Origin of the sequence: Shewanella xiamenensis (assembly GCF_024971755.1) — a bacterium.
Taxonomy (GTDB): Bacteria; Pseudomonadota; Gammaproteobacteria; order Enterobacterales; family Shewanellaceae; genus Shewanella; species Shewanella xiamenensis.
On sequence record NZ_CP079718.1, the window covers coordinates 3586726 to 3611667 of the forward strand.

At 46.2% G+C, this 24942-nt stretch carries 20 protein-coding genes; 11 read left to right on the plus strand and 9 right to left on the minus strand.

All coding sequences use genetic code 11. The features are described from left to right. Positions 1-2 precede the first annotated feature (2 nt). Together KXJ80_RS16945 and KXJ80_RS16950 are read right to left on the minus strand one after the other, a co-directional pair. Positions 3-668, minus strand: a complete 666-nt coding sequence (locus KXJ80_RS16945; RefSeq protein WP_218738253.1) for an alpha/beta fold hydrolase — start codon at positions 666-668, stop codon at positions 3-5. Then, on the minus strand, positions 649-1560 hold the full coding sequence (locus KXJ80_RS16950; RefSeq protein ID WP_037416523.1) for a transcriptional regulator GcvA: 912 nt from the start codon (positions 1558-1560) through the stop codon (positions 649-651). Before KXJ80_RS16950 ends, KXJ80_RS16945 begins: the two co-directional genes overlap by 20 nt. Positions 1561-1736: 176 nt before the next feature. On the opposite strand from KXJ80_RS16950, the gene KXJ80_RS16955 reads away from it, so the two are divergent. Beyond that, positions 1737-1970, plus strand: a complete 234-nt coding sequence (locus tag KXJ80_RS16955) for a hypothetical protein (protein ID WP_037416521.1) — start codon at positions 1737-1739, stop codon at positions 1968-1970. A gap of 130 nt (positions 1971-2100) precedes the next feature. On the opposite strand, the gene thiI is transcribed toward KXJ80_RS16955, so the two are convergent. The 3 genes from thiI to pomA form a co-directional block, all read right to left on the minus strand. Then, positions 2101-3555, minus strand: coding sequence for a tRNA uracil 4-sulfurtransferase ThiI (gene thiI, locus KXJ80_RS16960; protein WP_055647997.1), 1455 nt, complete (start codon positions 3553-3555; stop codon positions 2101-2103). Between the two features lie 216 nt (positions 3556-3771). Further along, positions 3772-4692 carry a flagellar motor protein MotB gene (locus KXJ80_RS16965; RefSeq protein WP_037425837.1) on the minus strand — a complete coding sequence of 307 codons (921 nt, stop codon included), beginning with the start codon at positions 4690-4692 and terminating at the stop codon, positions 3772-3774. A 3-nt stretch (positions 4693-4695) separates the two neighbouring features. Continuing rightward, the gene (pomA, locus tag KXJ80_RS16970; RefSeq protein WP_047535853.1) at positions 4696-5463 is read right to left on the minus strand and encodes a flagellar motor protein PomA; all 768 of its coding nucleotides are present in this window, start codon (positions 5461-5463) and stop codon (positions 4696-4698) included. Positions 5464-5777: 314 nt separating this feature from the next. On the opposite strand from pomA, the gene xseB reads away from it, so the two are divergent. From xseB to dxs, 3 genes are read left to right on the plus strand one after another with little or no spacing between them, the layout of a single operon-like run. Then, positions 5778-6017, plus strand: a complete 240-nt coding sequence (gene xseB / locus KXJ80_RS16975; protein ID WP_011623480.1) for an exodeoxyribonuclease VII small subunit — start codon at positions 5778-5780, stop codon at positions 6015-6017. A gap of 2 nt (positions 6018-6019) precedes the next feature. After that, entirely contained in the window at positions 6020-6901 is an 882-nt protein-coding gene (ispA, locus tag KXJ80_RS16980) for a (2E,6E)-farnesyl diphosphate synthase (protein WP_037425840.1), read from the plus strand. Positions 6902-6922: 21 nt separating this feature from the next. Further along, positions 6923-8791 (plus strand): 1-deoxy-D-xylulose-5-phosphate synthase, encoded by a 1869-nt coding sequence (gene dxs / locus KXJ80_RS16985; RefSeq protein WP_218738252.1) that lies wholly within the window; start codon positions 6923-6925, stop codon positions 8789-8791. Positions 8792-8911: 120 nt separating this feature from the next. Here the strand turns inward: dxs and grpE are convergent, their stop codons facing one another. Continuing rightward, positions 8912-9532, minus strand: coding sequence for a nucleotide exchange factor GrpE (grpE, locus tag KXJ80_RS16990; RefSeq protein ID WP_037416074.1), 621 nt, complete (start codon positions 9530-9532; stop codon positions 8912-8914). A gap of 99 nt (positions 9533-9631) precedes the next feature. Here grpE and nadK point away from each other — a divergent pair, with 99 nt between their 5' ends. The 7 genes from nadK (at position 9632) to KXJ80_RS17025 (ending at position 20498) form a co-directional block, all read left to right on the plus strand. Further along, positions 9632-10510: an NAD(+) kinase gene (gene nadK, locus KXJ80_RS16995; RefSeq protein ID WP_086023973.1), complete on the plus strand. Its 879-nt coding sequence runs from the start codon at positions 9632-9634 to the stop codon at positions 10508-10510. Positions 10511-11260: 750 nt separating this feature from the next. Then, a complete protein-coding gene (locus KXJ80_RS17000; protein ID WP_047535865.1) occupies positions 11261-12904 on the plus strand; it encodes an L-lactate permease in 1644 nt (547 codons plus the stop codon). Between the two features lie 66 nt (positions 12905-12970). Then, positions 12971-15775 (plus strand): FAD-binding and (Fe-S)-binding domain-containing protein, encoded by a 2805-nt coding sequence (locus KXJ80_RS17005; protein WP_069454564.1) that lies wholly within the window; start codon positions 12971-12973, stop codon positions 15773-15775. A gap of 301 nt (positions 15776-16076) precedes the next feature. After that, a complete protein-coding gene (locus KXJ80_RS17010; protein ID WP_218738251.1) occupies positions 16077-16820 on the plus strand; it encodes a (Fe-S)-binding protein in 744 nt (247 codons plus the stop codon). Between the two features lie 10 nt (positions 16821-16830). Beyond that, the gene (locus KXJ80_RS17015) at positions 16831-18225 is read left to right on the plus strand and encodes a lactate utilization protein B (protein WP_218738250.1); all 1395 of its coding nucleotides are present in this window, start codon (positions 16831-16833) and stop codon (positions 18223-18225) included. 1 nt (position 18226) lies between these two features. Continuing rightward, a complete protein-coding gene (locus KXJ80_RS17020; RefSeq protein ID WP_144375517.1) occupies positions 18227-18796 on the plus strand; it encodes a LutC/YkgG family protein in 570 nt (189 codons plus the stop codon). Positions 18797-19319: 523 nt separating this feature from the next. After that, a complete protein-coding gene (locus KXJ80_RS17025; RefSeq protein ID WP_218738249.1) occupies positions 19320-20498 on the plus strand; it encodes an AAA family ATPase in 1179 nt (392 codons plus the stop codon). 243 nt (positions 20499-20741) lie between these two features. Here KXJ80_RS17025 and KXJ80_RS17030 read toward each other — a convergent pair whose 3' ends face one another. The 3 genes from KXJ80_RS17030 to KXJ80_RS17040 all read right to left on the minus strand — a co-directional run bounded on the left by KXJ80_RS17030 (position 20742) and on the right by KXJ80_RS17040 (position 24691). Then, entirely contained in the window at positions 20742-21251 is a 510-nt protein-coding gene (locus tag KXJ80_RS17030; protein ID WP_218738248.1) for a hypothetical protein, read from the minus strand. 352 nt (positions 21252-21603) lie between these two features. Further along, positions 21604-23115, minus strand: a complete 1512-nt coding sequence (gene bdpA / locus KXJ80_RS17035; RefSeq protein WP_037416051.1) for a BAR domain-like protein A BdpA — start codon at positions 23113-23115, stop codon at positions 21604-21606. 229 nt (positions 23116-23344) lie between these two features. Then, positions 23345-24691 (minus strand): MATE family efflux transporter, encoded by a 1347-nt coding sequence (locus KXJ80_RS17040; protein WP_169547025.1) that lies wholly within the window; start codon positions 24689-24691, stop codon positions 23345-23347. Between the last annotated feature and the right edge of the window lie 251 nt (positions 24692-24942).

Consider the following 24942-nt stretch of genomic DNA (forward strand, 5'->3'; position numbering starts at 1 on the left):
CATTAGCCAATAAATTTTGCTGATAAATCAACAGCCAGTGCAAGGTTAGCCGCTTCAGTCGTACCTGACGACTTTCTTGGGACAAAACTATGATCCCCATCAGCTAAGTATTCAATTTGAATATCATTGTTAAGTGGCCAAGTGGGGATTTGTATCTTGCCGCCAAACTTATCCCGCTCCCCTTGCAGCACTAACACGGGCACTTGGCAGTCGTTCAGGGGTTCCAACCTAGGCTCACCGCCCTTAAGCGGAATAAAGGGATAACCTAAACAAATAACCCTATCGATACGGCTGGCTTGTACGCTATCACAAGCAAGTAACGCCGCCATGCGTCCGCCCATGGATTTGCCCATCAAGACCACCCGCTTAACCTTAGGCTGAGCGTGCGCCACATCGAGCATCTCGCTAAAACAGGCAAGCAGCTTTGGCGCTCTATCAGGGGGGCGCTTTTTACCATCCACAGCATTGGCTTGCATATAAGGGAAGTTAAAACGCATCACTTGAAAGCCCTTGGTGACAAGACCTGCTGCCATTTGGCACATAAAGTCTGAGTCTCGATTCGCTCCCGCGCCATGGGCAAATAAAATCAAGATCTCTGAGGGTTCACCTTCTAACACATGGGCACTTAGTGCAACATTTACCAACGGATTATCCGGGCAACAACTCACTGCGTGACTCCTCGGCAAACATATCTAACATCCACTCACGAAACGCGACCACTTTACCCAGCTCGGCATGATTCTGTTGGCATACGAGGTAGTAAGCATCTTTGCTCACTAACACTTCTTGGAATGGGCATACCAATCGCCCCGCCTTAATATCGGGCCGAGCCAACACGCTATAACCTAACGCCACACCTTGACCGTGGGCAGCCGCCTGCAAGACGAGGGAAGAATGACTGAAAATTGGACCTTGGTTCACATTGATATCGGTAATACCGCATTGTCTAAACCACGCCTGCCAATCGTGGCGACTCATATCGTGTAGCAATGTATGGTGTTTTAAATCTTCCGGCTTTGACAGCGGCTTAGGGCCATTTAACAGCATGGGCGAACACACAGGAATAAGCACTTCATTGCGAAGTTTATCGGCCCGCAGCCCAGGCCAATTGCCTAAACCATAATAGATCGCGACATCAACATCGTCAGTTAAGGAACTGGCCTCTGTGTCCACCGCCTTGATCCGTACGTCAATATCAGGATTCTTTTCACTAAACTTGGACAGACGAGGCACCAGCCACTGAATCGCAAAGCTTGGCGACATGCTCACGGTCAACGAACCAATAGCACTACGTGCGAGCAGCCTATCGGTCGCATCTGCCAATTGAATAAAGATGTCCTTAATATCGAGAAAATAACTCTGGCCTTCCTCGGTTAGCAGCAGTGAACGATTTTTTCGGCGAAATAATTTTAATCCGAGAAAATCTTCCAGCGCTTTAATTTGATGACTCACCGCAGCCTGAGTCACAAACAATTCTTCAGCCGCTCGAGTAAAGCTCAAATGCCGTGCGGCGGCCTCAAATGCTTTAACCGCATTCAGTGGTGGTAAGCGTCTTGACATAGTGATCTCTATCTCAATTTTTAATTAGTTTTTCTAATCCGTATTGTTACATTTAATCGTTTGTAAAGGCCAGCGTTTTTGATTAAATTTTGCGCCAACGAAACACATGAGTTGGACAATCTCGAACGGGTGATGGGAATGTCTGACAGCAATACTTTGTCAGCCCGGAGGCGACTATGTTCAATTTAAAATCTGCTTTTGCGTTAGTGTTAGTCAGCGCACTCAGTGCCAATGTCTACGCTAATGTTATCAATGCCGAAATTATTATCGACACCAGTGATTTACAAACAAGTATCAATGCCGAACTGACGGCAACGATGGAAAAAATGCACCAAGAAGCGCTGCAAGATCCCACCTTATTGATTGCCGATGAGGTGCTACCAGCACAGCAAGTGGTCAAAACCGAGTAAATTGCACTGCTTCGCAATAACAAAAAAGCCGCATTCCAATGCGGCTTTTTTGTATTCGTAATCCCGTAGATTGCTGCATATCAAGGTCAAACCTGAGGCTTGACCTTGCATACGCTTTGCTGGCTATCGCTTAAGGGCGGTAAACCTTAACATTGTGATAACCTTGTTCAATCAGGTAAAGTGCCTGTAATTTACTCATCACGCCGCGCTCACAGTACAGCAGGTAAGTCTTTTGCTTATCGAGATCGGCAAACTGAGTCGCTAATTTGAAGAAAGGAATGCGCTTGATTTCCACGCCTTCAATCTCCAGCGGTTTATTCTCTTCTTCCTCTGGGGCGCGAATATCAATCACCACTTCATTGGTGTCGATAGCAACAACGGTCTCAGTTTCAGTGATACGGGTATTCATTTGTTCTGCTATCTCCCGGATATCAATAGCCACGGCTTGCTCTATGATACGGTCAATCAAGTCCTCAGAGAATTTGGTCTCTTCGGCCTCAACCTTAGCCAGTACCGCTTTAACAGTCGGCTTTTGTGAAATCACCCCGCAATATTCCGGCATAGACTTAGCAAAATCTTCGGTGCCGATACGACGGCATTCATTGATAATATCTTGCTTATCCATAGTGATCAGCGGACGCAAAATCAACATATCGGTGCAACGATCAATCACGTTTAAGTTGGTTAAGGTTTGGCTCGACACTTGACCCAAGCTTTCACCTGTTACAATCGCCTGAATGCCCATACGCTCGGCAATACGTGCCGCGGTGCGCATCATCATACGCTTGAGCACCACGCCCATTTGACCATTGTCGATTTTCTCTAAAATCTCGGCCACCACAGGCTCAAACGGCACGGACACAAACTTCACCTTGTGGGATTCACCATAGGTTTTCCACAAATGGTAAGCAACCTGCTTAACGCCAATCTCATGCTGCGCGCCGCCTAGGTTGAAGAAACAGTAATGGGTACGAGCGCCCTTCTTAATAAATTGGTAGCTCGACACGCCCGAGTCAAAACCGCCCGAAATTAACGACAACACATCTTCCTGCGTTGCCATTGGGAAACCGCCTAAGCCTTCGATACGCTTAGTCACCATATACAGTTTATCGCCCTCGATTTCGAGGTTAACAGTGACTTCGGGGTTCTTTAAGCGCACGCCAATCGCATCGGTAAACTGGTTTAAGCCACCACCGACATAACGCTCTACTTCAATAGAGTTAAAATCGTGATTACCAGTGCGCTTGACGCGTACACAGAAGGTTTTGCCGGCAATTTGGTCGCGATAAACGGGCAATACTTGCTGGTAGATATCATCAACTGACGTAAAGCTGTATTCATCCACTTGCACTACGTGGGCGATCCCAGGGATACAAGCTAAACGCTCACCAAAGGCCTGAGCTAATTCAGGTTTATCATTTGGCACCTTTACCCAAATACGGTCCCATTGACGTTGCACTTTAGCATCTTCATCAACTTTTTTGAGCACGTTACGGATATTGGTTTCAAGCATTTTAGTGAAGCGCATGCGTACAGGCTTACTCTTCATCATGATTTCTGGGTACAGCTTTACAATAAACTTCATGGGATTTCCGCGGGCAATTTTGGCAACAGCAAAATTGGTTAAAAGAATAATCGCCGGATTATAACAAACTCACGGCGATTGGCGCACCTGTTTCCACACTAGGGCTGCTCGTGGCGTGCGCTTACGCACAGTTGAACTTATAGTCAAAAAAGCCCAAATAAAAAAGCCGTGAGCAAGTCACGGCGTTTTTATCAAATAACTGATTTGGATTAAAAGCTATTTACCTACTTGAATTTCTTCGGATTCTTTTGCTTTACCTTGTTCAATCGCAATCTCAACTCGACGATTTCGCGCGCGATTTTCAGGCGAATCATTTAGGACAATTGGATTATTTGAGGCCATACCGACCACTTTCATCCGTTTAGGATCAAAGCCCTTGACCTGCAATAACACATCAGCCACAGCTACAGCACGTTTACTGGAGAGATCCCAGTTTGAGCTATAGAGCTCATCACTTATCTGCATATCGTCGGTATAACCCGATACGGTAATAATTCCCGGCACATCTTTGAGCAACTCACCCACCGAACGCACCACTGGTTTAAATCGCGGTTGTAGGAAACCAGAGCCTGAGGCAAATGAACCTTTTTCACGGATTCGAATAATAATCTGCTGTCCAAGTGACTCAATTTCAATCGCCCCATCGGTGATCTCTTTATTGAGCTCCTGCGCCATTTTTTTCACTTGCTGATTGATCTTATCCTGAGCTGCCGCAGCCTCTGCCTTCACCGCATCAGCGGTTTCTTGAGCAGTGGCCGTTGCTTCACCACCTCGCTGCGAACCGTTCTGTTGTTGTACCCCACCCGCACTATCATCTTCCCCCGCTTGGAAATCCAACGTGGGTTCGGTCATTTCATTGGTTTGTTGGTTGATGATCTCAATCGGCGTGGGATCGGGACGACCAGGACGAAACTCGAGGGCAATCACCGAGGTCCCCTTAGGAATATCTTTAACTTCGACTTTGTTTTGCACCCCAAATGCATACTTCATCGAACCTGCGATCTGCTTAAACTTCATCACATCCATTTCGGAGAATGACAGCAGCAACACGAAGAAACACATCAAGAGGGACATCAAATCGGCAAATGTTGCCAACCAGAGTGGTGCTCCGGGCGGTGGACAGTTGCACTTAGCCATGGGCTACTCTCCGTCCGTTGTATCGATTTTCCGCTGTTTTTCAGCAAGATAGTTCTTCAAAAAGCCTTCAATTACTCGAGGGTTTTGGCCATCTTGAATCGCCAATACCGCATCCATAATCAAGTTACGGTTTAGCATTTCCTCACCCATTCTAAGGCTTAATTTATCGGCGATAGGAATACACACCATGTTAGCCACTACCGCACCATATAGGGTAGTTAACAACGCAACCGCCATTGAAGGGCCAATCGATTTCGGGTCCGACATATTGGATAACATCGCCACCAAGCCCACTAGGGTACCAATCATCCCCATCGCGGGTCCTACGTCACCAAAAGCCCGGAAAATGGCGATGCCGTTGCGATGGCGCTCTTCGGTGAGGGCGATATCTTTTTCAAGCGCGGCACGTACCACCTCACCGTCATGACCATCCACTAACATATCGACGGCTTTTTGCATAAAACTGTTGGAAATTTGTGCTTCTTCAAGAGCAAGAAATCCACCTTTACGCGCCGCATCAGCCATCGTCACTGATTGTTCGATAAGATCTTCAGGTTTATCAATTTTAAACATAAAGGCTTTTACTGCGATTTTTACCGCACCTAAAAACTGTTTTAAATTGAATTTCATCATCACGACAAAGAAGGAGCCACCAAACACGATAAAGACGGAAGGAATGTCGATAAAAATTGCAATGCCGCCGCTGGTTACCATGGCCCAAAGGATAAAACCAAAGCTCCCGACTAGTCCAATAACTGTAGCTAAATCCACAACGGCTCCTCAATATTCTGTATAAACGACATGATACTGACTCTATTGGCAAAATAACACTAAATGTCATCCGTCAACGGTTAACACTTTGGTCTTAACCCAAGCCTTATTTTATGATGTCTTAAGATGATTATAAGCATAATGCTACTATTGTCATTTATCGGACAAGCTCTAAGCAAGTTTAGCGGCAATTTCTATTTTCTGAAAAAAATTCAGCAACAAAGCGTGCTATCGAGCAAATATCCATCGACTGAATTTGACCCTTGAGCCGCCCTGATATACCTTGTGTCCGCTCTTTCAAAGGAATTATTAACGTGGCAAAGAAACCCGAAAATCTCAGTTTTGAAGAATCCCTTGGTGAACTCGAGCGCATCGTTGCTGAGTTAGAGCAGGGCGATGTCTCTCTCGATGATGCGTTAAAACAATTTGAACGAGGCATCAATCTGGTGCGTAACAGCCAGGCAAAACTTGAACAAGCTCAGCAAAAAGTGGCCATTTTACTCAAGCAGGATGAAAATGCGCCCCTCTCTCCCTATGCCGTTGAGGGCGAATAAGCGTGTTAGTCAATGCAATAAAAGAATATCAACAACGAGTTGATAACCAATTAAAACAACGTTTTAGTACACTCGAAGATACAGCTCCTCAGTTAAAAGCCGCGATGACCCATGGCGCCCTTTTAGGAGGAAAACGCATTCGTCCCTTCTTGGTTTACAGTGTCGGGCAAATGTTTGGCGTAGCACTTGAAAAACTCGATGCCTGCGCCGCCGCGATTGAATGCATCCACGCCTATTCGTTAATCCATGACGATTTACCCGCTATGGATGATGATGCACTTCGCCGTGGTCAACCCACAGTGCATATCGCTTTCGATGAAGCCACCGCAATTCTTGCTGGGGATGCACTACAAACTTTAGCTTTTGAGATTGTGACTGAAGCCGTGCCAGGGATTACCAGCGAGCAACATATCGCTATGGTCAGAGCATTGGCAAAAGCCTCTGGTTATCGGGGGATGTGCGGCGGTCAAGCCATCGACTTAGCCTCCACCGATAAGCACATTGATCTTAAAGCATTAACTCAACTGCATAATATGAAAACAGGGGCGCTGATCAGCTGCGCCGTTGAGTTAGCCTTGATCGCCGCGAACGCGCCAAAAGATCAATATCAGACTATGATGGAATTTGCCCATGCCGTAGGACTTGCCTTCCAAGTCCAAGACGATATTCTGGACATTATTGCCACCACGGAAGAACTCGGCAAACCTCAAGGCTCAGATGCCGAGTCAAATAAGAGTACTTTTCCGCAACTACTTGGACTGCAAGGCGCAAAAGATACCGCCGCGCAACTGATCCAAGAGGCACTATCAGCGCTGGCTAAATTGCCATACAATAGCCAGTTAATTGCAGACTTCGCCCGCTATATTATTGAGCGAAGAATATAAAAAGAGACGAAGTATCTCGCTATGAGTTTGGACATTTCTCAGTTTCCGGTGTTGGCACAGGCCAACACACCTAATGAACTCCGCCAGCTTCCACAGGCCCTATTACCCCAATTGGCCGATGAGTTGCGGGAGTTCCTTCTTAAGTCCGTTGGCATGTCCAGCGGACATTTTGCCTCTGGGCTTGGCACAGTCGAGCTGACTGTTGCCCTGCATTATGTCTATAACACCCCGTTTGACCGTTTGATTTGGGATGTTGGTCACCAAGCCTATCCCCATAAAATCCTCACTGGTCGCCGTGATAGAATGCACACCATTAGGCAAAAGAACGGTTTACACCCCTTCCCTTGGCGGGAAGAAAGTGAATACGACACCTTTAGCGTAGGCCACTCAGGCACCTCCATCAGTGCCGCATTAGCCATGGCCGTTGCAGCCGAAAAAGAACAGGCAGGCCGTAAAGTGGTTGCCGTGATTGGCGATGGTGCAATGACAGGCGGCATGGTGTTCGAGGCAATGAACCACGCGGGTGATTTGCACAATGATATGCTGATGGTGCTAAACGATAATGAAATGTCGATTTCAGAAAATGTCGGCGCACTCAACAATCACTTAGCCCAATTGATGTCAGGCCGCTTCTACACCACGATTCGTGAAAGCAGCAAGAAAGTACTCAAGGGCATGCCTGTTATCAAAGAAATGGCCAAGCGCACCGAAGAACACCTCAAAGGCATGGTGGTTCCTGGCACACTGTTTGAAGAGTTAGGCTTTAACTATATCGGCCCTATCGATGGCCACGATGTCGATGCCCTAGTGGAAACCCTGCGCAATATGCGCAATCTAAAGGGGCCACAAGTGCTACACATTATGACCAAAAAAGGTCGTGGCTATGAGCCAGCAGAAAAAGATCCTATCGGTTGGCACGCCGTCCCTAAATTTGACCCATCACAGTTTAAGAAGCCAGCGACTAAGCCGGGACTACCAACCTTCTCCCAAGTGTTTGGCAAATGGTTATGTGATATCGCTGAGCAGGATGAAAAAGTCTTAGGCATTACCCCTGCCATGCGTGAAGGGTCGGGTATGGTGGAGTTCTCGCAGCGCTTCCCAAAACAATATTTTGATGCAGCCATTGCCGAGCAACATGCGGTGACCTTAGGCGCAGGGTTTGCCTGTGAGGGCTATAAACCTGTGGTCGCCATTTATTCGACTTTCTTGCAACGCGGCTATGATCAGCTTATCCACGACGTCGCATTGCAGCGTTTACCCGTACTATTTGCGATTGACCGTGGAGGTATTGTCGGTGCCGACGGCCCAACCCATCAAGGGGCGTTCGATTTAAGCTTTATGCGCTGTATTCCAAATATGGTGATTATGGCGCCATCGGATGAAAATGAATGTCGCCAGATGCTGTATACCGGGTATTGCTATGATGCAGGTCCAAGCGCGGTACGCTATCCAAGAGGTAGTGCAACAGGTGCGACTCAAGTTGAAGCCATGACGGCGCTGCCAATTGGTAAAGGGGTGATTAAGCGTTTAGGCAAACGTGTCGCGATGCTTAACTTCGGGACTACCTTAGCCGCAGCACTCACTGCCGCAGAGACTTTAGATGCGACAGTGGTCGATATGCGCTTTGTGAAACCGCTGGATGTGGATTTAGTCAAAGAGATGGCGCAAACCCACGATGTGCTCGTCACAGTGGAAGAAAACGCCATTATGGGCGGCGCTGGCTCAGGTGTGCTAGAGCTTCTGCAAAAGCTTAAAATGCCTAAACCTGTACTACAAATTGGCTTGCCCGATGAGTTTATTAAACATGGATCACCAGAAGAAGTGATCCATGACTTACAACTCGATGCCGAAGGCATGTTAGTGCAGATTAATGCCTATCTTGCCAATTAAGCTCAAGGGAGCTTGCTTCCTGTTTATGACAAAATAAGCTACTGATTAACTTACAATAAAAGTTTTAAACTAAAAAGGACTGCATCTGCAGTCCTTTTTATTGGTTTAACGTTTTATCGCTTACGCTTCAATATCAATCGAAGCAGACTCTTGGCTAGGACCACCTTGAGACACCATCACCATGGCTGGGCGCAATAAACGGCTATTCAGTTCATAGCCTTTTTGCATCACTAACATCACAGTATTGGCTGGGAATTCAGCACTTGGTTGCATACCAATCGCTTGATGTTGATCAGGGTTGAAGGCTTGTCCTTGAGGATCAATTTGTTTTACACCAAATTTCGCCACAGCGGTCAACAAACTCTTTTGTGTTAACTCAACACCTTCATAGATAGCTTTAGTGGTTTCATCCTGCGGATTAGTCCCTTGCAGCGCTCGCTCCATATTGTCTATCACTGGCAGCAATTCGTTGGCGAATTTTTCCAGAGCAAACTTATTGGCTTTCTCTACATCCATCGCAGCGCGACGACGAATGTTATCCACTTCGGCAGCTGCACGTATTACTGAATCTTTTTGCTCATCAACTTTCGCCAAAGCGTCAGCGAGTAACTGTTCCAGCTCTTCAATACGGAAATTGGCTTGGGTAAGCTCATCAATCAGACTTGCTTCTTCGGTAGAAACTTCAGACTCTACACCCTCTTGGATCAGATCCTGTTCTGCTTTAATCGACTCGTTGCTCATTTTCACTCCAGCTAAAAATGCTTTGTTTCTAAATACTCTGGGCATATTATGGGGATCAATTTTGACGTTTCAAGGCCTAAGGCCAGATCTAGCATAAATATGACCACAAAGTTCCACACCATTGGCCTAATTGGTAAGCCGCATCATCCAGGGACAAATCAAACCCTCAAACGTCTACACCACTGGCTGACGATGCAAGGTTATGAAGTCCTCGTAGAAGAGCGGGTAGCAACTGAGTTAGGCCCACAAATTGTGGCGGTTGATTTATTAGAGATTGGCGAGCGTTGTGATTTAGCGATAGTCGTTGGCGGTGATGGCAATATGCTCGGCGCCGCCAGAGTACTGGCGCGCTTCGACGTGGGCGTGATTGGTGTAAACCGCGGCAACCTTGGCTTTTTAACGGATTTACCGCCGGATGCATTCGAAGAGGCGCTCGCTAAAGTGCTCGATGGTGAGTTTGATACCGAACACCGTTTTTTACTTGAGGCAGAGGTCTATCGCCATGGACAGCTAAAAGCCAGTAATACCGCGGTAAATGAAGCGGTGCTGCATCCGGGTAAGATCGCTCACATGATTGAATTTGAGGTCTATATTGACAATCAATTCATGTACAGCCAACGCGCCGATGGCATGATAGTTTCAACTCCCACGGGGTCAACCGCCTATGCACTGTCAGCAGGTGGGGCGATTCTCACCCCCAATTTACAGGCATTAATTTTAGTCCCGATGTTTCCACACACCTTGTCATGCCGCCCTATTGTGGTCGATGCTTGCAGCACCATTAAGATGGTGGTTTCCCCTGAAAATGGCGAAAACCTTGAGGTTAGCTGTGATGGCCATGTGCATTTAGCAGTATTACCCGGCGATGAGATCATCGTGCGCCGCAGCTCTGAGCAACTTAGGCTTATCCATCCTAAAGGCCATAATTACTTCCATGTGTTGCGAAGTAAGCTCGGCTGGGGCAGTAAGTTGTTTTGAGTTTGTACGATGAGATGATGCGAAGCTTAACTCAAGCAACCTACCATAAAAAATATAGATAATGACTGACTATAGTTGTTAACAAAATGGAGTTGTGCAGCTGCATTGCTGTAAACAGCTTTATTAACCGTTATTAAATTTCAGATTAACTCATATTCCATAAGGTGACATTGCTCACACTCAATTTCCCCACCCGATAAAGTGTGAGTCAGATCACACTAAAAGTCTCAGTCTAAAAATGATATAAAATAATAAAAATCATATATTTAAAATAAATCATTAAAAACCACCGTTCCTTTTAATGAGAGTCTGAGTGACGCAGATCACACCTTAATATTGTCTTAAAAATTCATTAAGTGCCCATTAATGAAATAAATGGATCAGTTAATTGCAATACTGATCGCTAATTTAGTGAAGATCTGATTTTTTATAACTAAAAAGCATACAAGTTAAATTAATTACTGAGCATAGGAATATACAAACCACTCTTTAGGTGACATTGGTCACAGTTGAAGAAATCCTATGAGAGAAGCCTCCCGCAGCACTGTAAATTAGCATTTCATATAGCAGTCAAAATGATCTAGATCATATAAGTTCAACCCCGAATAGCGTCTAGTACACACCACAGAATGTCGTAACAGTGATTATTAGTAGTGAATACTGCTGATTTATCCACCATAAGTTCTGATATCGAAGCACCAATAAGATTCCTATAAAAAATAAGACAGACCACTTTATGTAGAGGCAAGCATGACAATACTCCAACTCCTCGCCAGCTTGACGCCAGTGCTCAGTGTAATGATCTTTCTTGTATTACTGAGAATGCCCGCGTCAAAAGCTATGCCCATTTCCATGGTAGTTACGGCCATCGCCGCCGTATTTATTTGGCAAATGGATACCACTCTATTGGCCGCATCCGTTCTTGAAGGACTGCTGTCAGCGATCACGCCATTAACCATCATCTTCGGTGCGGTATTCCTACTTAATACTCTGAAATATTCAGGTGCAATGGATACTATCCGAGCAGGCTTCACTAACATCAGTGCCGATGCCCGTGTACAGGTGATTATTATTTGTTGGTTATTCGGCGCCTTTATCGAAGGTAGTGCTGGCTTTGGTACGCCAGCCGCCATTGGCGCGCCACTGCTGGTATTACTGGGAGTACCTCCTGTTGCCGCCGCCGTAGTCGCCTTAATTGCCGACTCAGCCTGCGTATCATTTGGGGCAATTGGTTTACCCGTGCTCTTTGGGATGGAACAGGGTCTTATCCAAGGTGGTGTAAGTATGGCTGCTGAGCAGTTTGCTGCCCATGGTGGAACCTATGCGGGTTATGCTCGATATATCGTAATGCATATGATCACTATCGACTTAATCACAGGTTCATTAATTCCGCTGGTTATGGTGACTATGCTGACCGGGTTCTTTGGCCGCAATAAATCCTTTAAAGAAGGCTTAGCCATTTGGAAATTTGCGATTTTCGCAGGTCTTGCCTTTACTGTCCCCGCCTGGATTATTAACTACCTTGCAGGCCCTGAATTCCCATCGGTTATTGGTGCATTAATCGGTATGGCACTGGTGATCCCTGTTGCGCGTAAGGGCTACCTACTGCCTAAAACACCTTGGAATGATTTCGCAGAGAATGACAACCAAGAAGGTGTGAAGATCGAAGCGAAAGCCCAGTTTTCACAAATTGCCGCCTGGACACCTTATATCATCATGGCTGCGCTGTTAGTGTTATCTCGTACAGTCACACCACTGAAAGCTTGGTTATCGAGTTTCAACATTAGCTGGACAGGCCTGATGGGTACTGAGCTTAAAGCGAGCTTTGCAACCTTATACGCCCCTGGCGCCTTCTTCGTCGCAGTGTGTATTATCGGTTTCTTCCTGTTCAAAATGAAAAGTCCTGCGATTAAGCAATCCATCGGTGTTTCATGTAAGTCGATGTTGCCGACCATTATCTCATTAGGTGCTTCAGTGCCTATGGTGAAAATCTTCTTAAACTCAGGTGCTAATGGTGCTGGACTAGCCTCTATGCCAGTGGCCTTAGCCGATATGTTGGGCCATTCAATGGGCGCGGTATGGGCATGGATGGCGCCTATCGTGGGGATTTTTGGTGCCTTCCTGTCAGGTTCAGCGACGTTCTCAAACATGATGTTCTCAAGCCTGCAATACAGTGTGGCTGATAATGTTGGCATGAACCATACGCTGATATTGGCACTGCAAGGTATCGGTGCAAACGCCGGTAACATGATGTGCGTAATGAACGTGGTTGCCGCTGCAACTGTAGTAGGTATGGCGGGTAGAGAGTCGGAAATTATTCGTAAAACCATGCCTGTTGCCCTTGGCTACGCCTTACTTGCAGGCACTATCGCAACACTTTGGGGTGGCTTCTAATCCATCTTGTTCGAAGTCACGCCGAGTGACTTCGACTTTCTTCTATAAGATAAAGAGAGTGATGTTATGTCGATTAACTACAAAGAGGTCATCAATGATCTCAGAACACAATTAGGTGATCGTCCGGTGACGGATGATCCTGTCCGTCGTTTTGCTTGGTCTACCGATGCCAGCTACTTCAGAATCGTGCCCGAAGTTGTTGTCCATGCCGAGACCTTAGAACAGGTAAAACTCACCTTAGCCGTTGCCCGCAAGCATAATGCGCCCGTCACATTTAGAGCAGCAGGCACCAGTTTATCTGGCCAAGCGATTGGTGAAGGGATACTACTTATCCTTGGCCATGATGGTTTTAGAAAGATTGAAGTCAGTAGCGATGCAAAACAAATTACCTTAGGTGCCGCCGTTATTGGTTCAGACGCGAATGCTGTGCTTGCGCCACTGAATCGCAAAATCGGCCCCGATCCAGCGACAATTGCTTCGGCAAAAATTGGCGGAATTGTTGCAAACAACGCTTCAGGCATGTGCTGTGGTACTGCTCAAAACAGTTACCAAACCATCGCATCGGCAAAACTGTTGTTTGCCGATGGCACTGAACTCGATACTGGCTGTGAAAAATCTAAGGCTGAGTTTGCTAAGACCCACGGGAAATTACTGCAAGATCTGAGCGAGCTCTCCCATCTGACACGCCATAACACCGTATTGGCCGAGCGCATTCGTAAAAAGTATTCCATCAAAAATACCACTGGCTACGGTATTAACTCCTTAATCGATTTTACCGACCCATTTGACATCATTAACCACTTAATGGTCGGGATGGAAGGTACGTTAGCTTTCATTAACGAAGTCACTTACCACACTGTAAATGAGGCTAAATTTAAAGCCTCAGCCATGGCTGTATTCCATAATATGGAAGATGCTGCACGCGCCATTCCGCTGATTAATGGTGAAAGTGTTTCTGCAGCCGAACTCCTTGACTGGCCATCCATTAAAGCGGTAACCGGCAAGCCAGGCATGCCAGATTGGTTGTCGGAACTGCCTGCATTATCGGCGATTCTATTGATTGAATCCCGTGCGGATGATGCTCAAACGCTCGAACGCTATACCCAAGATGTCAGTACCAAACTGGCTGGTTTTGACTTCATCCGTCCGATGGAATTCAGTACCAATCCCGCGGTTTACGACAAGTATTGGGCGATGCGTAAAGGGCTTTTCCCCATTGTCGGTGGCGAGCGTCCAAAAGGAACCTCAGTTATCATCGAAGACGTGGCCTTTGAGCTTGAACATCTAGCCGCAGCAGCTCACGATATCACTGAGCTTTTCCATAAACATGGTTACCCTGAAGGCTGTATTTATGGCCACGCGCTAGCAGGTAACTTCCACTTCATTATTACTCCTACCTTCTCCACTCAAGCCGATATCGACCGCTTCCATGCCTTTATGGACGATATTGCCGATATGGTGATTAACAAGTACAACGGCTCAATGAAAGCTGAGCATGGCACCGGCCGCGCTGTGGCACCGTTTGTTGAAAAAGAATGGGGACAAGATGCTTACACTTTGATGAAGAGCATCAAACAACTATTTGATCCTCAGGGTATTCTAAACCCAGGCGTTATTCTTAACGATGATGCGAACGTCCACGTTAAAAATATTAAGCCCTGCCCTGTTGTCGATGATTTTGTTGATAGATGTATTGAATGTGGCTTCTGCGAAAAAACCTGCCCAACATCAGCACTTAACTTCTCGCCACGTCAACGTATCGCTACTCTGCGTGAAATCGAACGCTTAGAGCAGTCCGGTGATAAAGCTGCGGCCGCTAAAATGCGCGCCGATGCAAAATACGATGTGATTGATACCTGCGCCGCCTGTCAGCTCTGTACTATCGCCTGCCCAGTCGATAACAGCATGGGTCAGTTAGTCCGTAAACTACGTACACCTTATATCAGCACCACTGAGCAAAAAGTATTGGATTTCCAAGCCAAGCATTTTGGCGCGGTAAACCAAGTGATCAGTACGGGCTTTGATGTACTTGGGGTTATCCATAAAATCACTGGCGATGGCATTACTAATGCGCTGATGAAAACGGGTCGGCTGATTTCTAAAGAAGTGCCTTACTGGAATCCGGACTTCCCCAAAGGCGGCAAACTGCCTAAACCGTCACCCGCCAAAGCAGGCCAAGAAACCGTGGTTTACTTCCCCGCCTGTGGTGGCCGTACCTTTGGTCCAACACCTAAGGATCCCGATAATCGCACCTTGCCAGAAGTGGTTGTAACCCTACTAGAGCGCGCGGGCTATAACGTTATCACGCCAGAAAAGACCCGCGATTTATGCTGCGGCCAAATGTGGGAATCAAAGGGCGACTTTAAAAACGCCGACGCCAAACGCCAGGAGCTTATCGATGTGCTCAGCAAGATGAGCAATGGCGGCAAGATCCCAGTGTTAGTCGATGCCCTATCTTGTACTTATCGCACCCTCACGGGTAACCCAAAGGTACAAATAACGGATCTAGTTGAGTTTATGCACGACAAGCTGCTGGACAAGCTGACCATCAACAAAAAGGTCAATGTTGCTTTGCACTTAGGTTGTAGTGCTCGCAAGATGAAGTTAGAACCTAAGATGCAAGCCATTGCCAATGCTTGCTCGGCGCAAGTGCTCAAACCCGCGGGTATTGAATGTTGTGGATACGCCGGTGAAAAAGGTTTATATAAGCCAGAAATCAACGCCAGCGCCCTGCGCAATATTAAGAAGTTAATCCCAGTTGAGGTTAAAGAAGGCTATTACGCCAACCGTATGTGCGAGGTCGGTTTGACCCAACACAGTGGTATTTCCTACCGCCACTTAGCGTATCTGCTCGAAGAGTGCAGTCGCTAACACACTGACCAAACGGGGCTAAAGATAGCCCCGTTTTTCTTTAGAAGAAAACTATTCTCATTTATCGACAACTCCGCAAAGTTAACGAAATAAATCTTAAAATAAAAACCAAATTAACCATTTAAAATCATATTGTTAAAAACTTCTCATTTTTGCAAAAATCTAGTAGATCATTTACTAAATTAGGGCTACTTATTTACTTTAGATAAGCCTATATTGGATCAACTACCTTAGCATTTGTGTGGACTTTGGGGTCACAGTGCAAGGCAATGTCGTTCACTAACAAGAAAGAGAAAGCACAATGAAAATCGCCCTTTTCATCCCGTGTCTTGTTAACCAAATGATGCCAGATGTCGCAATCGCAACACTGGAATTACTGGAAAAACTCGGACACCAAGTGATTCTACCCGCAGGCCAAACTTGCTGTGGCCAACCTATGACCAACTCGGGTTGCTTCGATGCAGCACGCAGTACTACCTTGAAATTACTTAATGCTTTCAAGGGTGTGGAATGTGATGCCATTGTTTGCCCTGCTGCCTCTTGTTTAGTGGCCGCCAAAGAAAATTTCCACGAGTTTGATAGCAGCCCAGAAGCGAAAGCCGTTATCGACAAACTCTATGAACTGACCGAGTTCCTCCACGATATCGCCCCCATTCCCGCCTTTAACAAGCCTTTTGCCCATAAGATCAGCCTGCAACTGAGCTGTCACGGCATTCGTATGCTCAGCCTTGCCACGCCAAGCGAGCAAATGGGCCCGCGATTCAACAAAGTTGAAGCCGTGCTCGCCAATATCGCCGGAATCGACATTGTCTATCCAGACCGTCGCGATGAATGTTGTGGCTTTGGTGGTACTTTTGCCGTTGATGAAGGCGCCGTATCCGCCAAGATGGGTAAAGACAAGGCCCAAGCCCACGCGGCAACAGGCGCGCAATATGTGGTTGGCTTCGACCCTTCATGCCTATTACACCTCGATGGCATGATCCGCAGACAACAATTGCCAATTGAAATTCGCCACATAGCGCAAGTGCTTAACGCCGCGCTCTAGGAGACCCACTATGGCATATCAACATAATCACGAGGCAACGGGTTCACAGGTTCACGCTCATAAAGCCGATATTTTCTGCCGCGATGAAACCCGAGTTGACTGGCACTCTAAAGCCCTTTGGGTGCTGCGCGAAAAACGCGATCGCGCCGCTGGCAGCTTACCCGAATGGGAGCAACTGCGTCAGTTAGGTTCTGAAATCAAACTGCACACCTTAACCAACCTTGCACAATACCTTGAAACCTTTGAGCAAAACTGTCTTGCCAACGGCATCAAAGTGCATTGGGCTAAAGATGGTACCGAGCACAACCGTATCGTGCACGAGATCTTAGCTAGCCATAAAGTGAAGAAGTTAGTTAAGTCAAAATCTATGCTCACCGAGGAATGTCATCTCAATCCTTACTTAGAGCAGCGTGGAATTGAAGTCATCGACACCGACTTAGGTGAGCGCATTATTCAGCTCGCGAAAATGCCGCCTTCGCACATTGTGGTGCCCGCTATCCACATGAAAAAAGAAGAAGTCGGTGACCTCTTCCATGAGAAACTCGGCACTAAAGCGGGGGCAGCAGATCCCTTGTATTTAACCCGTGCCGCCCGCGCGCATTTGCGTGAAAAATTCCTCAGCGCCGATGCCGCCATGACAGGGGTAAACATGGCGATTGCCGATAAGGGCGCCGTGGTCGTTTGTACCAACGAAGGTAACGCCGATATGGGCGCTAACCTACCCAAGTTGCAGTTGCATTCAATGGGGATCGACAAAATTGTCCCCGATATCGACAGCGCCGCCGTGTTACTACGCACCCTCGCACGCAACGCAACTGGCCAACCCGTCACTACTTATAGCGCCTTCTACCGTGGACCACAGGTCGATGGAGAGATGCATGTGATCATCGTCGATAACGGCCGTACCGAGATGATGAAGGATAAAATCCTTGCCGAATCATTGAAATGTATTCGTTGCGGCGGTTGTTTAAATACTTGTCCTGTGTATCGCCGCTCCGGTGGTTACAGCTACAACTACACCATTCCCGGTCCGATTGGGATTGCGGTGGGCGCCAAGCATGACGATACCAACTCCATCGCTTGGGCTTGTACCCTGTGTGGTAGCTGTACCTATGTCTGCCCGACCAAGGTGCCGCTCGATAAGATTATTCACCACCACAGACGTCTTAAAGCCGAAGCCGGACAACTCCCCTACGGCAAAAACGGCTATATGCCATTAGTGGGTAAATTTATGGCAAGCACTACTCTGCTCAATTGCTCAATGGGCGCGGCCCGAACTGCACTGCGCATTCTGCCCGGTAGTCTGCTCAAGCCCTTTAGCGGTGCCTGGGGTAAATACCGTGAACTGCCAGTCGCCCCCAACTCCAGCTTCGAAGCTTGGTTTAAGAAACACAGGAGCCTATAAGATGTCTAGTAAGCACGAAATTCTCAATGCGCTCAAACTGTCGGCTTTAACAAACCATCCTATGCCGAGCATCGATGTCGCCCCAAGGGTTGAAGATCTGGTTGGCCAGTTTGAAACCAATCTGAAAACCGTTGCGGGTACACTTCACCGTGAAGGCGGCCTCACGGCACTGCAAGCCAAAGTGGATGAGCTTGTCGCCCAAGGCTTACAGGTTATCTCCCTCGTTGAGGGCATCACAGCAAACCGTGATGTGCCACCAACGGCTCACGAGCTCAGGGATATCGATTATGCGGTGATCCCTGGAGATATTGGTGTTGCCGAAAATGGTGCCATTTGGGTAAACAATAAGAACTTAGGCCACAGAGTAACGCCTTTTATCTGTGAAAACCTGATCTTAGCCCTGCCAGCCAATAAGATTGTGCCAAACATGCATCAAGCGGCAAAAGAAATCACGCTAGCCTCAGGTGAGTTTGGGGTGTTTATCGCCGGTCCCTCAAAAACCGCCGATATCGAACAAGCCCTCGTCGTCGGTGCTCACGGCGCCTGCAGCTCGAACGTGTACTTGCTGTAATGCCTCAAGATTTAATGTAACCAAGAAACGCAAAGGTTACGGGACAATCGAAACATGAAAGCCGACCTTTATTGGCGGCTTTCTTATTTAAAATTTAGCATAACAATATTTGAGATATTTGATTTATAAGGGTTATTCGCCTACAGGTACAGGCTTGCCATGGCATTCGCCGCCAACTCGGTGAATAGAGAAATCTAGGATTTCTAAGCTTATGAACGAGAGCCATGGTCGTTCTCACGTATCCCTGCATTGCACGACATTCAGGCGTCCTACCTATAAGATGGCGAACGGGCTGTTAAACACAGATGTAGTGCAAGTCAATCAGTGGATGTAAGGCCGCGCCGTTCTGCTCTTTGATAAGTGCCGCAGCCAAAGCAATAGCTAGTGATAAGTAAGGGATCTTTATCAAGTCGCTTTAACCAAGTGCGATAGCGCAATACTGAGGATGCCTTGCGAGTAACCTCTACGCGGCTGGTCGTATTCTCGACTATATCTATTAGGCATTTATAGTAAAGGTGAGTAAATGAACGAGGTATTACTACAAATAAAGGCGCTCACCAATAGTGATCCTTTGTTGACGGCTGTCATTGTTGGAGTATTAACATTTACGTTAATTGGACTCATAGGCTACATACTAAAAGATGTTCCCGCGAAACTGTTAAGTTGGCTCAGTAGCCTGCTATTTGTGCGGCTCACTATAGACGATAGCCATCAGGCACGCACAGAGATATTCAATAAGCTGTCCTTTTTGATCAGTAATACTACCATTCCGTTTTTTTCACGCTCTATCTCTGAGGCTGTGTACTTTGACTATGGTGTGAATTACGACGGGCGTGTCAGTGTTAAATCTATCGGCTACGGTACGCACCTGTTTAAATACGATAGTTGTTTTATGTTGGCAACCCGCACTAAGGTCGATAGTACGATGGCATACGATTCTATTACTGTAAGAGCACCATGGTGGGCAAAAGATAAACTACATAGTTTTTTAGAAGACACTCGTGGAGACATCTCTACTGAGCCGAAAGTGAATATTTTCGAAGAAACCGAATGGTGTCGCTATGGCACATTAAAATCATCGGGGTTTAGTGACTTAGTGCTAGATGAAGGGTTTAAGCAGGACTTGATGAGGGAAGTTGATAACTTCGCAAGTCGGGGAAAATCGGTTGTCAGTAAGCTAACCATACTGCTACATGGAAAAACGGGCACGGGTAAGACGGGTATCGCGAGGGCCTTAGCGGTTGAGTATCATCGCGATCTATACATATTGAATCTATCGACTGTCAATGATGCCACTATTCATAAGGCGATTAGAAAAGTAGCGCCCGGAGCGATGTTGTTAATAGAGGACTGTGATTGTGTAAAGGCTACGGTATCACGTACAGCTGAAAGCAACGTAGACAACCCACCACTCACTTTAGGTGGCGTACTCAACGCGTTAGACGGCGTCATTCCTCTTGATGACTGCCTTGTCATAATGACCACAAATCATCTCGATCATCTTGACCCTGCGTTGATACGTAAAGGTCGTGTAGATGTCAGTATTGAAGTGCCACTTATCAGTGCAAAGCAAGTTAATGAGGACTACTTTGAGCGTTTTGGCGCAGTACTGAATAGAACTGAGCCATTGTTAGGTTGTGAAGTCTATGAACTCCATCGCAGAGCGAAGTTAAGATATGGTAGTGTCCATAATTCTGTGTGATTTCAGTAAAAATCTGACTATCCATTTTAGATCAACAACATAAGCACTTTTGGTTTGTCTACAACTTATACGAGCTAAAGCTGAGACATGAAATTGAGCTAACTCATTAAAATATTGGTGTATTTAAATATTAACCCACCCAATAAAACAAATGAGCAGTGATTGGTTTAGATAAACAGGATTACAGTGAGTTGCAGGACATGACATCCCATTTTTGAGATTAGCCTGTCAATAATTGATTTTTTACTTTTTATAAGGGAACAACCCAGTGTTGTTGGGCGTTTTTATATTTGGGTTAACTAACCGCAATGCATCGTATAGTTCGCTTCGCTTATATGGATAGTTAGGGCTCAATAACACTGATGAACCATTATTCATTTTCACTAAAATAAGGCTAGCGTTTGATCCTATATCTGTGCTGTGCTCAATTTCAATAATGTCTTGCGGATTGACACTGAACGTCCATTCTTTAAAAGTAGGGTGAAATGAGCTGAACTCGGAGTTTGTCAGCTTGATATAAAATTTCGCAGGATGAGTAAGCAACCATGCTGTTAGCGATAACAGAGCAAGCTCAGAAACCACAACAATATATTTTACGTAAAATAAAAATTCGTTATAAAAAGGATCACTTTTTGGAATGAATATCAAAATAAGCCAAAGGATAACGGGCAAAAAAAGCATATTAAAAGCGAGCATTTTGGCTTGTTGTTTTCTGTTTCTTTCATAATAGAAAAAGGTGCGTTTAATATTCATATAATTAACGCCTAGATTCAGATCGAAAAGCACCGCAGTTGGTTGACGTTATCACCTGCACCTTCTGCTGGCGATAAAATTTGATTATTACAAGTCTGAGCATTCATCAAAAATCCGTATAATTGGGATTGTCTGAAACTCCATCTCCACGACTCCATCACTGAGATAATCAAACAACTGGCGATTTTAAATCAACAACATAATGTACTTTCGGTTTGCCTACAACACGCTCAGATTAAAATGGTTTATTAAACGATCGGTTGGGTAAATTACGTATATAAAAATGGCAGAGAAAAATTGTTTCTCCGCCATTTTGATGAAAAAGCTCAATCTATGTTTCTACAACAACCTGCTACATAAAGGCTTTCGTAAAGGCTTCCTTCGACTGGCGAATATAATTGCGTGCACTTTGAGCATGTTGTTCCCATACCGCCCTATCGCTTGGGTCGGTGAAGGGATTTTGCTCTGCGGCAATCGAGCGCTCAAAGCGGTCATAGAAGGTTAACATCGCTGAAGTAATTTGATTAAAACGTTCTTTAAACTCCTGAAACTCATCCATTTTTTCAGTCGTTTTAATCATGTACTGTACCAGTTCAGCATTACTATTAGAGGCAAGTAAGGCTTCGGCTTTGGCGCTGATATTGGCATTCACTTCAGCCATGATTTGCGCCCGAGTCTGCTCATCTTTACTCATCACCTTACTGTAATTTTCGGGCGTACGGGCAATGCTGGCGTGTTGCAGATAGCTACGCAGATGTTTGTCTAAATCCTTGCGGAAATTGTCTAAGTTCTTCTGCATACTGACTAAATCATTATCGAGTGCGGTCACCTGTTGCAACTCTTTTTCGATTTCAGACATAAAGCGCTCGGCCTGCTGGTAAATCTTAAGGCCGTTTTCCTCAGCAAACTTTTTATCACTGCGACTTAAGTCGCTGTTGTCATAGTTTGAGCGGTCAAAGGTGGCCGCAAGGAAGGATTTAAAAGGTTCAGCAAAGGCTGAGTAGGCGCCAGCACTCACTACATTTAAGGTGGCGGTTGCTAAGTCACCAAAGGGCTTGACCATAGAGCCTAAACGCGCCTGTTGAATCGGCGACGCAATCCGCTTAGCGTCAGTTAACACCGACCTAAAGGTGTTATAACCCAAAGGGTTAGACATTTTATTGCGCTCAGAGGTCGCCAGTACAAAGGTGATACTGGAATAAATCGCGTTCGAATACTCAAGGTATTGTCTTTGGCTTTCGAGCTGGGCGGCGTAGTTTTTCCCCAGCGTTCTAAAGGATTCAGCCTGAACCTCGTAGTTTTTGTCTTCTTTAAGTTTATCTAAAATGCCGCCGATAATTTTTTGCTCGTTTTTTTGCAGGGCAATATCTAAGCGAATTTTATCGAGGGTTAAATCATCCAAACTGATAGGACCATTAATCGCTTCAATATCGAGGCGAACATATTGACGACTCGGATCATCAATCGACACCCGATGGGCTAAATATTCATTTGTGCCAGGAGTAACATCGATAAGCGCCACATGCTGCCACTGGGCATCCAGTTTTAATACGGGCGATGTGAGCACATTAATCCGGTATTGGGTTTGGATATTTTGAGTTTTCACCCAAAACTCTAATAGACCCGCTTCCGATACAGGGTATTTACTGACAATACTGCTATTGCCTTCTGCACATAACAACGCACTCTCGCCACTATGGGGCTCAGCACCCTCAAATTGGCACCCCATGATCCAAGACCAAGGTTGTGATAAGCGGTTACCCTCAAAATCGCTAGCAAACACTAACTCATTATCCTTGGCGCTGGCGTTAACACTGGTTAACACGCCAAACAACAGCATAGAGATGACTGCAGCGGTGCGCATAAGAGCCTCTTAAAACTTAAATAACAAACGAAAAGCCAGACAAAATGGCCCAGAATTTATCCTATCCCCCCGCATTACTGTCAGTCGGTAACGGTATTTTATCGACAACACTCATACTACAGACTGAGCTCATTTTAAGCGGGGTTTAAACCAGCGAAATGTATCAGAGCCCATGCCGACACGCCAGTATTAAGTCGGTTTCAAGACTAAGATAATAACTAAACAAAAATTAGGCTTTAATCTTAAGCCGCTGCATGGCAATGAACATCCAAATGACCAATAGCGTGCTACAGGTCGCGAGCGATATCCACACACCGATCACGCCAAAAGCCCAAGCAAAACAGTAGATAATCGCAGCAATCAGTATGAGTTTTGCGCCAGTTAGAATCGATGCTTGTTTCGAACAATTAATCGCTTGGAAGAAGCTCGCCCCCACTAAAATGAGGCCTTCCATCGGCAAGCCCCAGAAATACCATCGCATGCCTTCAATCGCGACGGGCGTAAGGCTTGGGTTATCACCGGCAAACAGGTACACCAACCATTCAGGGCGGGAATAAATCAACACTAGACCGAGTGCGGCGGTGAGTAGGGTCATGCCAAAGGCAATATTGCGTGCCTGTTTAACCCTATCGAAGCGCCCTGCTCCCGCATTAAAGCTATAAATCGGCTGAGTACCGAGGGCAATCCCCTCAAAAATCAGGTAGAAAAACGCTTCGGTATAACTGACCACCCCGTATGCTGCCACATGCAAAGGGCCACCAACCCATAAAAATGCGGTGTTATGCAGAGTCAATACAATCGACAGATACAGATTCATTAAAAAGCTTGGCAAACCAACACGGGCGATGTTGATGCAGTTATCAAGCTTAAGCTTCATCTGCTCTAGGTTGATTTTGAGCTGAGTGCGCGCCCCAAAAAAATGCTGCAGGCAGAGCAAGCCAGTCACAGCCTGCGACAACATGGTAGCAATCGCCGCCCCTGCTAAACCGAAGGGAAACACCACAATAAACAGCCAATCTAAAAAGGTGTTCAGCACGCCACCTAAGATCAGCACAAAGGTCACCATGGAGGGGCGACCATCGTTACGCAGCAAGGTGGTAAATGTCATTGAGATAATAGGGAAATGACATAAGGCAAAATACCAGAACAGGTATTCATTAGCATTTTCGAGTATTTCCCCCTCAGCACCGAGGGCGATTAAAATATCTCGCGAAAAAATCCCGCCGATTAAGGCAAAAAATGCCCCCGCGAGTAAGCATAAACTAAAGGCATTACCGAGCAATTTACGCGCCTTGGCGACATTACCTTGCCCCAAGTTAATCGAGACTAAAGCTGCGCTGCCCATGCCAATCATGGCACCGACGGCGTAGAGAATCGCGCCCACGGGATAAGCCAGCATCATGCCAGCAAGCCCGGTTTCACCGAGATAATGGCCGACGAAGATACCATCTATGGTGACATACACCCCAGTCACCAGCATGGAAGCGATTGTTGGAATGGTATAGCGCCAGAAAAGCTTCGAAATCGGCTCTTGCAGCAGGCGTTGATCCGTTGCGCTATGGGAAACAGCAGTCATAACCAAATCTCACAAAAATAAAGGCAGGGTGCGCACTCAGATTGTTCTAGCGGTATTCACTTAGATAAATAGAATGATGAACAAAAATGCGGCAATGGATTGTACCTAAATTTTACTTTAATACCAAACCCGATTAGCAGGATAAATTTATAACAAAAACTAATCTACACAATATCTTACTGATGGCACACTTTTACCAACCCATCACGACAAATAAAACACTACTCAATAACAGATGTGGCGAAACTCAT

What these genes read in the sequence shown, in the direction of transcription:
- KXJ80_RS17040 (WP_169547025.1), bottom strand. Translation starts at nt 24,691, where the DNA reads ATGACTGCTGTTTCCCATAGCGCAACGGATCAACGCCTGCTGCAAGAG.
- KXJ80_RS17020 (WP_144375517.1), top strand. Translation starts at nt 18,227, where the DNA reads ATGTCTAGTAAGCACGAAATTCTCAATGCGCTCAAACTGTCGGCTTTA.
- grpE (WP_037416074.1), bottom strand. Translation starts at nt 9,532, where the DNA reads ATGAGCAACGAGTCGATTAAAGCAGAACAGGATCTGATCCAAGAGGGT.
- KXJ80_RS16950 (WP_037416523.1), bottom strand. Translation starts at nt 1,560, where the DNA reads ATGTCAAGACGCTTACCACCACTGAATGCGGTTAAAGCATTTGAGGCC.
- KXJ80_RS17030 (WP_218738248.1), bottom strand. Translation starts at nt 21,251, where the DNA reads ATGAATATTAAACGCACCTTTTTCTATTATGAAAGAAACAGAAAACAA.
- bdpA (WP_037416051.1), bottom strand. Translation starts at nt 23,115, where the DNA reads ATGCGCACCGCTGCAGTCATCTCTATGCTGTTGTTTGGCGTGTTAACC.
- KXJ80_RS17025 (WP_218738249.1), top strand. Translation starts at nt 19,320, where the DNA reads ATGAACGAGGTATTACTACAAATAAAGGCGCTCACCAATAGTGATCCT.
- KXJ80_RS17000 (WP_047535865.1), top strand. Translation starts at nt 11,261, where the DNA reads ATGACAATACTCCAACTCCTCGCCAGCTTGACGCCAGTGCTCAGTGTA.
- KXJ80_RS17015 (WP_218738250.1), top strand. Translation starts at nt 16,831, where the DNA reads ATGGCATATCAACATAATCACGAGGCAACGGGTTCACAGGTTCACGCT.
- nadK (WP_086023973.1), top strand. Translation starts at nt 9,632, where the DNA reads ATGACCACAAAGTTCCACACCATTGGCCTAATTGGTAAGCCGCATCAT.
- KXJ80_RS17005 (WP_069454564.1), top strand. Translation starts at nt 12,971, where the DNA reads ATGTCGATTAACTACAAAGAGGTCATCAATGATCTCAGAACACAATTA.
- KXJ80_RS16965 (WP_037425837.1), bottom strand. Translation starts at nt 4,692, where the DNA reads ATGGCTAAGTGCAACTGTCCACCGCCCGGAGCACCACTCTGGTTGGCA.
- KXJ80_RS17010 (WP_218738251.1), top strand. Translation starts at nt 16,077, where the DNA reads ATGAAAATCGCCCTTTTCATCCCGTGTCTTGTTAACCAAATGATGCCA.
- KXJ80_RS16955 (WP_037416521.1), top strand. Translation starts at nt 1,737, where the DNA reads ATGTTCAATTTAAAATCTGCTTTTGCGTTAGTGTTAGTCAGCGCACTC.
- thiI (WP_055647997.1), bottom strand. Translation starts at nt 3,555, where the DNA reads ATGAAGTTTATTGTAAAGCTGTACCCAGAAATCATGATGAAGAGTAAG.
- dxs (WP_218738252.1), top strand. Translation starts at nt 6,923, where the DNA reads ATGAGTTTGGACATTTCTCAGTTTCCGGTGTTGGCACAGGCCAACACA.